Below are 9069 nucleotides of genomic sequence, written 5' to 3' on the forward strand. Positions count from 1 at the left end.
CGAAAGCGATCAGCTCGCCTGCGCTGGCCACCAGGAGAAATCCACCGGGTCTCTCAGGAACCGGGAGATCACTTCAGGGGACCAGCTTCCTGCCAGCCTGCTCCTCGGGTATGGAATTGTCTGCCCGCGAGACGCGGACGCGCTCAGCCTACCAGCGCCGCATGCGCGGTGTCTGCCCGCTCGACCCGCGCGTCGCGCGCCGGTTATGGTCGGCAGGCGTCGACGGCCCGCCCGCGACGCGATCGATTCCCGTGACGACAGCCCGTGAAGGAGCATCGATGAGCGACGCCCAGGAGGTCTTCCGCGACCGCGGCCCGGAGGACGACCGGAACCCCGACGACGAGCGCGAGGTCGATCTCGACGACGAGGCCGACCTGGAGCTGCCTCCCCCGACCCTCGATGCGGACGAGCGCATCGAGGACGAGCCGGGGCCGCTCGCCGACGAGCTCGATGAGGCGAGGGGCGCGGGCGAGATCGACCGCTGACGGCCCCGTACGGGAACGGCGCGTGGCCCGCGGGTGAACAGACGCGGGCGGGCGGTGAACGTTCGCGAAAGCGGCGCGGCAACGTCGGTCTCGGCGCGCCGGGGACCGCCACGCTGGAGACATGCGAGTCGCGGTCGTCGCGGAGTCGTTCCTTCCGCACATGAACGGGGTCACGAACTCCGTGCTGCAGGTCGTCCGGCATCTCGAGGCCATGGGCCACGAGACGCTCATCGTCGCCCCCAGGGCACCGGGATCCGGTGACACCGCGGGGACGACGCTGCTCACCTCCATCCCGCTGCCGTCGTATCCCGAGGTCCGCGTGGCCGTGGCGCCCGTGCCGCTGCTGCGCCGCGTGCTGCGGGAGTTCCGCCCCGACGTGGTCCACCTCGCCTCGCCCACGGTGCTGGGCTGGCAGGGCCTCGTCGCCGCCGAGCGCAATCGCACGCCCACCGTCGCGGTGTACCAGACCGACGTGATCTCGTACGCCGAGCGCTACGGCGTCCCGGGCGCCGCGCCCCTCATGTCGGCGCACATCGCGCGACTGCACCGCCGCGCCACGCTGACGCTCGCCCCCTCCTCGCACGCCGAGAACCAGCTGCTCGCCCTCGGCGTCGACCGCGTTCGGCGCTGGGGCCGCGGCGTCGACGCCGAGCGCTTCCGCCCCGAGCAGCGCAGCGACGCGTGGCGCGAGCGGATCGCGCCCGGCGAGTTCATCATCGGCTACGTCGGCCGCCTCGCGCCCGAGAAGCAGGTCGAGGATCTGCGCGCGCTGCGGGACATCCCCGGCGCGCGCCTGGTCATCGTCGGCGACGGCCCCGAGCGGGCGCGCCTCGAGCGCGAGCTGCCCGATGCCGTCTTCACCGGCTTCCTCGGCGGCGAGGACCTGGCGCAGGCCCTCGCCAGCTTCGACGTGTTCGTGCACCCCGGCGAGAGCGAGACGTTCTGCCAGACCGTGCAGGAGGCCCTGGCCTCGGGCGTGCCCGTGGTCGCCACCGGCCGCGGCGGGCCCGTCGACCTCGTCCGCTCGAGCGTGGACGGCTGGCTCTACACCCCCGGCGACCTCGACGACCTGCGCGCGCGCGTGCTCGATCTCGTCGGCGACGACGCCAAGCGGCGCTCCTTCGGCCTGGCCGCGCGCGAGAGCGTGAAGGCCCGCACGTGGGCGGCGCTCACCGAGCAGCTCGTCGGCGCGTACCGCGAGGCCATCCGGCTGCGCCGCTACGACGAGGCCACGATGGCCCGCGGCGCCGTGCGCGTGAGCGAGCCGGTGCCTCCCCTCGACACCCGTCGGTGGTCGCGCTACGTGGCCCTGGGCGACTCCCTCACCGAGGGGCTGTGCGACGGATCGCGCATGCCCGACGGCCAGTACCGCGGCTGGGCCGACCGCCTGGCCATGCTGCTGGCGCAGGACGGCGAGCGCACCGGCAACCGCACCTTCCGCTTCGCCAACCTCGCCGTGCGCAGCCGGCGCGTGCGCGATCTCGCGCGCGAGCAGGTGCCGGCGGCCCTCGCCCTGAAGCCGGACCTCGTGTCGATCCTCATGGGGCACAACGACCTCGTCGGCCACGGCGCCGACCCGATCGCGCTGGCCGCGCGCGTGGAGGAGTCGGTGCGCACGCTCCGCGCGAGCGGGGCCGACGTCATGCTCGTGACCCCGTTCCTGCCGCGGCGCGCGATCGTGCGCGTCTTCGCCCGCCGCTTCGCGATCTACGCGAGCGAGTTGCGGCGCATCGCCGCCGAGAACGGCTGCCATCTGCTCGACGTCGACGCCCTTCCCGAGCTCGGCGAGCTGAGCAACTGGTCGCAGGACAAGGTGCACCTGAGCTCGTCGGGCCACCGCCTGCTGGCCTATCGCGCGGCCGAGGTGCTCGGGGTTCGCGACGCGCCGCAGCTCGCGGCGCTCGACGCGGCGTTCCACGAGGACTACGTGGAGCCCGAGGGGCGATGGATCACCCGGCACGCACTGCCGTGGGCCTGGCGCCGCCTGCGCGGCCGCACGGCCGGCGACGGGCTGCTGGCCAAGCACGCCGAGTACGTCACCATCCGGGGCCGCCGCGTCGTCGCCTCCGACGCGGCCGAGCACGCTCCCGGTCCGGCGGCGGACGCCGGCACGTCCTCCTCGGATCTGCCGGCCGCCCCCGCCTGATCTGATCCCGCCCGCGTTCCGGGCGGACCTCAGCCGCGCGTCGGCGGGTTGTTCAGCAGGTCCTCGAACGATCCGCCGGCACCCAGGTACGACTCGGGGTCGAAGGGATCGGCCGCGCGCGGCGCGGCGGACGCCCCGGCGATCGCGTCGGCGAGCTCGCGAGCCCCGCGCTCCACGCGCGCGCGCAGCGGCGCGACGGAGTCGGCCTCGGCACCCCAGTCGCTCGAGGCGGCGAACACGCCCGTCGAGACGGGGCGGGCGTGCAGGTAGGTGAACAGCGGCCGGATGGCGTAGTCGATCGCGAGCGAGTGGCGCGCGGTGCCCGCCGTGGCCCCGATGAGCACGGGCTTGCCCTCGACCGACTCGCGCTCGAGCACGTCGACGAACGACTTGAACAGCCCCGAATAGCTCGTGGTGAAGATCGGGGTGACGACGATGAGCCCGTCGGCGGCCGCGACCTGGGCGAGGTCCTCGGCGAGCGCCTTGGGCGCGAAACCGGTGAGCAGGTGGTCGGTGATCGCGTGCGCGTGGTCGCGCAGCTCGATCACGCGGCCCTCCGCCTCGACGCCGCGCTCCCCCAGCGCCTCCACGGTCGCGCCCAGCAGGCGATCGGCGAGCATGCGCGTCGACGACGGGTTCGACAGCCCGGCCGACACCACGACGATGCGGGTCACGTCAGGCCCTCCGATCCGTCGCCGGGCCGAATGCGCCCGGCTGGACGGGCCGGCGATCCGGGGCGTCCTGGTAGGGCGAGCCGCCCGTGACGTTGTCGCCGCGGTTCGCGTTGGGGCGGGGCTGGCGCGGCTCGGCGCCGCCGTACTTCGCCTTCACCCGCGCGGCGTGCGTCGGCGCGTCCGGCACCTCGGCCGGGCGGTTCGCCTGCAGCTCCCGGCGCAGCACGGGCACGACGTCCTGCCCGAGGAAGTCGATCTGCTCGAGCACGACCTTCAGCGGCAGGCCGGCGTGGTCCATGAGGAACAGCTGGCGCTGATAGTCGCCGAAGGTGTCGCGCATGGCCGCATACCGGTCGATCACCTGCTGCGGCGAGCCGACCGTCAGGGGCGTCATCTCGGTGAAGTCCTCCATCGTCGGACCGTTGCCGTAGACGGGGGCGCTGTCGAAGTAGGGCCGGAACTGGTCGACGGCGTCCTGCGAGTTCTTCGCCATGAACGCCTGGCCGCCGAGGCCCACGATCGCCTGCTCGGGCGTGCCGTGCCCGTAGTGGGCGTAGCGCTGGCGGTACAGGTTGATGAGGCGCTGGTAGTGCTCCTTGGGCCAGAAGATGTTGTTCGCGAAGAACCCGTCGCCGTAGTACGCGGCCTGCTCGGCGATCTCGGGCGTGCGGATGGATCCGTGCCACACGAACGGCGGCACGTCGTCGAGGGGGCGCGGCGTCGCGGTGAAGCCGTGCAGCGGGGTGCGGAACTTCCCCTCCCAGTCCACGACATCCTCGCGCCACAGCCGGTGCAGCAGCTGGTAGTTCTCGATCGCCAGCGGCAGGCCCTGGCGGATGTCCTTGCCGAACCAGGGGTAGACGGGCCCGGTGTTGCCTCGTCCCATGATGAGGTCGACGCGGCCGCCCGAGAGATGCTGCAGCATCGCGTAGTCCTCGGCGATCTTCACCGGGTCGTTCGTCGTGATGAGCGTCGTGGCCGTCGAGACGATGAGCCGCTCCGTCTGCGCGGCGATGTACGCGAGCGTCGTCGTGGGCGACGAGGAGAAGAACGGCGGGTTGTGGTGCTCGCCGAGGGCGAAGACGTCCAGCCCCGCCTCCTCGGCGTGCTTGGCGATCGTGACGATGTCGCGGATGCGTTCGGCCTCGCTCGGCGTGTAGCCGGTCACGGGGTCGCGCGTGATGTCGCTGACCGAGAAGAGGCCGAACTGCATGCCCTGCCAGGTGGTGTCGCTCATTGCGGAGGCTCCGATCCGTTTATATGCGCTTGAATATACCCTTGCAACGCCCGCACGTCGAATCTATTCCCCGGCCCCGCGGGGTGCGCCAGGGTGGCATCGGGTTACGAACCGGTAACGTCGGGGGTGATGAGCACCCCACCTGCGACCGCGTCCGGCCCGATCCGGCGCCCCAAGCGGCGCGTCCCCTTCTGGGACAACGCCCGCTTCGCGTGCATCGTGCTCGTCGTGCTCGGGCACGCCATCCAGCGGCTCATCTACGACTCCGACATCGCCTACGCGCTGTATCTGACGATCTACGCGTTCCACATGCCGGCGTTCGCGATCATCTCGGGCTACTTCTCGAAGTCCGACGCACCGGGCGCGCGGCAGATGGCGCGCGTGATCACCGACATCCTCGTGCCGTACGTCGTGTTCGAGGTGCTGTGGTGGGCGACGAAGCTGGTCGTCGAGGGCGAAGCCGAGCCGAATCTCACGGAGCCGTCGTGGACGCTGTGGTTCCTGCTGGCCCTGGGCATCTTCCGGCTCGTGCTGCCGTATCTCGCGCTGCTGCGCTGGCCCCTGCTGTGGACGCTGGCCATCTCGGTGGGCGTGGGCTACCTGCCCAACGTCGACAGCACGTTCTCGCTGTCGCGCACCCTCGGCTTCCTGCCGTTCTTCGCGCTGGGCTGGTGGCTGCGCGACCGGGACGTGGTGGAGCGGCTGCGGCTCATCGAGTGGCGCCCGTGGTGGACGCGCGCGCTCGCGGTCGCGATGCTCGCCGCGGCGGGCTGGATCGCATGGTCCGGCCTCGGCATCTGGCGCGAGGTCGAGCTGCGCTACTGGTTCTTCTACGACGACGACTACGGCGGGCTCATCTCGGGCGGGCACTGGTGGGGCGGCCTCGCCCGGCTCGGCACGATCGCGGCCGGCCTCGTGCTGTCGGCGGCGTTCTTCGCCCTCATCCCGCGCCGCGAGACCGTGCTGACCCGGTTCGGGCAGTACACGATGTACGTCTACCTGCTGCACTCGTTCGTGCTCTACCCGTTCCGCGAGTCGGGGGTGCTGCGCGGCCTCGAGCCGACGTGGCTGTGGCTGCCCACGGTGAGCGCGCTGTCGGTGGCGATCGCCTTCGCGCTCGGCACGCGTCCCGTGCGCCTCGTCTTCCGGCCGCTCGTCGAGCCGCGCGCGACGTGGCTGTTCGCCGATCCCTCGGTCGCGCCCCGCGCCCGCCGGAACGACCCGACCGGCTCCCGCCGGCCCGCCGATCCGCCCCGGCGCCCCGGCCACGACGGCCGCGGCGCGCACGAAGAGGAGAGCGGTCCGCCCGCGTCGTGACCGGCGCTGCCCGTAACGCTCGGAAACACATCCCCGCGCGCGGCGGGACGCCCCTACCGTCGGGAGCATGACGCTCTCGCTCCCGATCCTGGACCTGTCCCAGCTCGACGCCGGCCCCGAGGCGGCCGAGCGCTTCCGCCGCGACCTGCGCGACGCCACGCGCGAGGTCGGCTTCTTCTACCTCACCGGCACCGGGCTGCCGGCCGGCCTCGAGGCGCGGCTGCACGAGGCGGCCCGCGCGTTCTTCGCGCTCCCCGAGGCCGACAAGCTGGCGATCGAGAACATCCGCAGCCCGCACTTCCGCGGCTACACCCGCGTCGGCGGCGAGCGCACCCGCGGCCGGGTCGACTGGCGCGAGCAGATCGACATCGGTCCCGAGCGCGAGCCGGTCGCCGATCCGGACGCGCCGGAGTTCGCGCGGCTCATCGGGCCGAACCTGTGGCCCGAGGCGCTGCCCGGCCTGCGGCCGGTCGTCGAGGAGTGGCACGACGAGCTCACCCGCATCTCCCGGCGCCTGCTGCGCGCATGGGCGCTGGCGCTGGGGGCCGAGGAGGACTACTTCGACCGCCACTTCGGCCAGCCGCAGACGCTCATCAAGATCGTGCGCTACCCCGGCACGGATCAGCCGGAGCCGCAGCAGGGCGTGGGCGCCCACAAGGACTCGGGCGTGCTCACGCTGCTGTGGGTGGAGCCGGGCAAGCGCGGCCTGCAGGTGGAGCGCGGCGACACGTGGGTCGACGCCCCGCCCGTCGAGGGGGCGTTCGTCGTCAACATCGGCGAGATGCTCGAGTACGCCACGCAGGGGTATCTGCGCGCGACGAACCATCGCGTCGTCTCGCCGCGCTGGCCCGAGGACCGCATCTCGATCCCGTTCTTCTTCAATCCGGCGCTCGACGCGCGCCTGCCGATCATCGAGCTGCCTGCCGAGCTGGCGCCGCTCGCGCGGGGCGTGGAGGACGATCCGCACAACCCGATCCACGCGCTCTACGGGCAGAACGCGCTGAAGTCCCGGCTGCGCGCGCACCCCGACGTGGCCGAGCGGTGGCACGCCGACCTGCTCGCCGCGCGGTCCTGATCGCACCGGCCGGTCGCGCTAGCCACGGCCGCGGCGGCACGCAAGGGGATGAAAGCGACCCCGGCGCGTCGTAGCGTGGCGACATGGCGAGCACCGGCCGAGCGGAAGCGAGCAGCACGTGAGCGATGTGACGATCTTCACCCCCTCCCCCACCCTCACCGTCACGATCGAGGATCACGACGCGGGTCCGGACATCCACGTGCACGCCGGAGGCCAGGGCGTCTGGCAGGCGCGGATGATGCGCCGGCTCGGCGCGTCGGTGACGCTGTGCTGCGTCCTCACGGGCGAGACGGGGCGGGTGGTGCGCGGGCTGCTCGAGGACGAGGGGTTCCGCGTCGTCGCGGTCGAGCGCGCGGGCCGCGGCGCGGCGTACGTGCACGACCGGCGCGCCGGCGAGCGCATCCCCGTCGCCGAGACACCGGGCGACGCGATCGGCCGCCACGAGCTGGACGAGCTGTACGGGGCCGCGCTGCGGGAGGGCCTGGGCAGCGGGCTCGTGAGCCTGAGCGGACCCGACGGCGACGAGGTGCTGCCGCCCGACACGTACCGGCGCCTCGCGGCGGATCTGCGGGCCGGTGGCGCGCGCGTGGTCGTCGATCTCTCGGGCGAGCGGATGCACGGGGCCCTCGCCGGCGGCGTGGACGTGCTGAAGGTGAGCGACGAGGAGCTGCGCGACGACGGACTGCTCGACGGTGACGAGGCCGAGGCCGTGCTGGCGGCCATGGGGGCGCTGCGCGAGCGCAGCGCCGCCGCGGTGATCGTGACGCGCGCGAGCCGGCCGCTGCTGCTGCTCGATGCGGAGGGCGCGGTCGAGATCTCCCCGCCCCGGCTGGAGGCGGCCGACACGCGCGGCGCCGGCGATTCGCTCACGGCGGGGCTGTGCGCCGGGCTCGCTCTGGACGAGCCGCTGCGCGAGGCCGCCACGCTCGGGGCGGCCGCCGGCGCGCTGAACGTGACGCGCCACGGGCTGGGCACGGGCGACACGGGGACCATCGAGCGGCTGCGCGAGCAGGTGCGCGCGCGGGAGCTGCCCGGCGGGGGCGACGACGACACGCCGCGGCTCAGCCCGGGCGACCTCGCCGCGCTCGCGGGCGAGGCCGACCGCCCCGAGGGGGACGCTCGATGACGCGGGCGCTCGTCACGAACGACGACGGGATCGACGCGCCCGGCCTGGCCGTGCTCGCGCGGGCGGCCGCGGAACGCGGTCTCGACGTGACGGTCGCCGCCCCCGAGCGCCAGTCGAGCGGAACCAGTGCCTCCATCGTGGCGGGCGAGGAGGACGGCCGCATCGCGGTCGCCCGGCGCACCCTCGAGGGGCTCAGGCAGACGCCGGCGTTCGCGGTGCGCGGCGGCCCCGGCCTCATCGCCCTCATCGCCGCGCACGGCGCGTTCGGCGATCCGCCCGAGCTCGTGCTCAGCGGCATCAACCACGGCGCGAACGTGGGCCGCGCGATCCTGCACTCCGGCACGGTCGGCGCGGCCCTGACCGGGGGGCTCAACGGCGCCCGCGCCATGGCCGTCTCGCTCAACGTGGGCATGCATCCCGAGACGTTCGAGTGGCAGGCGGCCGCCGACGCCGCCCTCTCGCTGCTGCCGTTCCTCGAGACGCTGGAGTCCGGATCGGTGCTCAACGTGAACGTGCCGAACGCCGCGCGGCCGCGGGGCATCCGAGAGGCGCCGCTGGCCCCGTTCGGCATCGTGCAGACCACGCTGAGCGAGCGCGGCGCCGGTCACCTGCGGCTCGCCGTCGAGGACCTGCCGAACACCCCGGTCCCCGGCAGCGACGCCGCGCTCCTGGCCGACGGCTGGGTCACGCTCACGGGCCTCGACCCGGTCTCCGACCGCCCCCTCCACTACCCCGGCTGACGCGAGACAGCAACCACGCGCCGAGGCAGCGTCCATACGCCACGATCTCGGCGCACAGATGCTGTCTCACCGACTTCCGCAGCCGACCGCAGCAGCCCCCGCGCGTCGACCGGTTGCGGTGGTCGCTTCATCTCCGGCGCTGCGCGCCTCCGCTCAGCAACCGATGGGTGCAACCGAGGACGTGCAGCCGATGAGGTGCAACCGGCGGGTAACCGATGGTGCCCCCACCGATCACTGTGCGAGCGCGAAGCGCGAGCGTGGGGGGGCGC

General features: G+C 73.4%; 8 protein-coding genes. 6 read left to right on the plus strand and 2 right to left on the minus strand.

Annotated features, from left to right (window positions below):
• Nucleotides 1-278: 278 nt before the first annotated feature.
• Both ACODR5_RS07680 and ACODR5_RS07685 read left to right on the plus strand, forming a co-directional pair.
• Nucleotides 279-485 (plus strand): hypothetical protein, encoded by a 207-nt coding sequence (locus ACODR5_RS07680; RefSeq protein ID WP_449854667.1) that lies wholly within the window; start codon nucleotides 279-281, stop codon nucleotides 483-485.
• Between the two features lie 121 nt (nucleotides 486-606).
• Nucleotides 607-2631 carry a GDSL-type esterase/lipase family protein gene (locus ACODR5_RS07685; protein ID WP_488983233.1) on the plus strand — a complete coding sequence of 675 codons (2025 nt, stop codon included), beginning with the start codon at nucleotides 607-609 and terminating at the stop codon, nucleotides 2629-2631.
• 29 nt (nucleotides 2632-2660) lie between these two features.
• Here ACODR5_RS07685 and ACODR5_RS07690 read toward each other — a convergent pair whose 3' ends face one another.
• Together ACODR5_RS07690 and ACODR5_RS07695 are read right to left on the minus strand one after the other, a co-directional pair.
• Nucleotides 2661-3251, minus strand: a complete 591-nt coding sequence (locus ACODR5_RS07690) for a CE1759 family FMN reductase (protein WP_449854705.1) — start codon at nucleotides 3249-3251, stop codon at nucleotides 2661-2663.
• 55 nt (nucleotides 3252-3306) lie between these two features.
• Nucleotides 3307-4518, minus strand: coding sequence for an LLM class flavin-dependent oxidoreductase (locus ACODR5_RS07695; protein ID WP_488983239.1), 1212 nt, complete (start codon nucleotides 4516-4518; stop codon nucleotides 3307-3309).
• A 153-nt stretch (nucleotides 4519-4671) separates the two neighbouring features.
• On the opposite strand from ACODR5_RS07695, the gene ACODR5_RS07700 reads away from it, so the two are divergent.
• From ACODR5_RS07700 to surE, 4 genes are all read left to right on the plus strand, one after another.
• Nucleotides 4672-5859 (plus strand): acyltransferase family protein, encoded by a 1188-nt coding sequence (locus tag ACODR5_RS07700; protein WP_488983234.1) that lies wholly within the window; start codon nucleotides 4672-4674, stop codon nucleotides 5857-5859.
• A 67-nt stretch (nucleotides 5860-5926) separates the two neighbouring features.
• The gene (locus ACODR5_RS07705) at nucleotides 5927-6934 is read left to right on the plus strand and encodes an isopenicillin N synthase family dioxygenase (RefSeq protein WP_488983235.1); all 1008 of its coding nucleotides are present in this window, start codon (nucleotides 5927-5929) and stop codon (nucleotides 6932-6934) included.
• A 118-nt stretch (nucleotides 6935-7052) separates the two neighbouring features.
• Nucleotides 7053-8060, plus strand: a complete 1008-nt coding sequence (locus ACODR5_RS07710) for a 1-phosphofructokinase family hexose kinase (protein ID WP_488983236.1) — start codon at nucleotides 7053-7055, stop codon at nucleotides 8058-8060.
• A complete protein-coding gene (surE, locus tag ACODR5_RS07715; protein ID WP_488983237.1) occupies nucleotides 8057-8800 on the plus strand; it encodes a 5'/3'-nucleotidase SurE in 744 nt (247 codons plus the stop codon). The genes ACODR5_RS07710 and surE overlap by 4 nt, the downstream gene beginning before the upstream one ends.
• Nucleotides 8801-9069 lie beyond the last annotated feature (269 nt).

The sequence above is a fragment of the Microbacterium sp. FG3 genome (assembly GCF_057809335.1).

Coding starts and splice junctions, on each gene's coding strand:
- ACODR5_RS07680 (WP_449854667.1), top strand. CDS start 279: ATGAGCGACGCCCAGGAGGTCTTCCGCGACCGCGGCCCGGAGGACGAC.
- ACODR5_RS07685 (WP_488983233.1), top strand. CDS start 607: ATGCGAGTCGCGGTCGTCGCGGAGTCGTTCCTTCCGCACATGAACGGG.
- ACODR5_RS07690 (WP_449854705.1), bottom strand. CDS start 3,251: ATGCTCGCCGATCGCCTGCTGGGCGCGACCGTGGAGGCGCTGGGGGAG.
- ACODR5_RS07695 (WP_488983239.1), bottom strand. CDS start 4,518: ATGCAGTTCGGCCTCTTCTCGGTCAGCGACATCACGCGCGACCCCGTG.
- ACODR5_RS07700 (WP_488983234.1), top strand. CDS start 4,672: ATGAGCACCCCACCTGCGACCGCGTCCGGCCCGATCCGGCGCCCCAAG.
- ACODR5_RS07705 (WP_488983235.1), top strand. CDS start 5,927: ATGACGCTCTCGCTCCCGATCCTGGACCTGTCCCAGCTCGACGCCGGC.
- surE (WP_488983237.1), top strand. CDS start 8,057: ATGACGCGGGCGCTCGTCACGAACGACGACGGGATCGACGCGCCCGGC.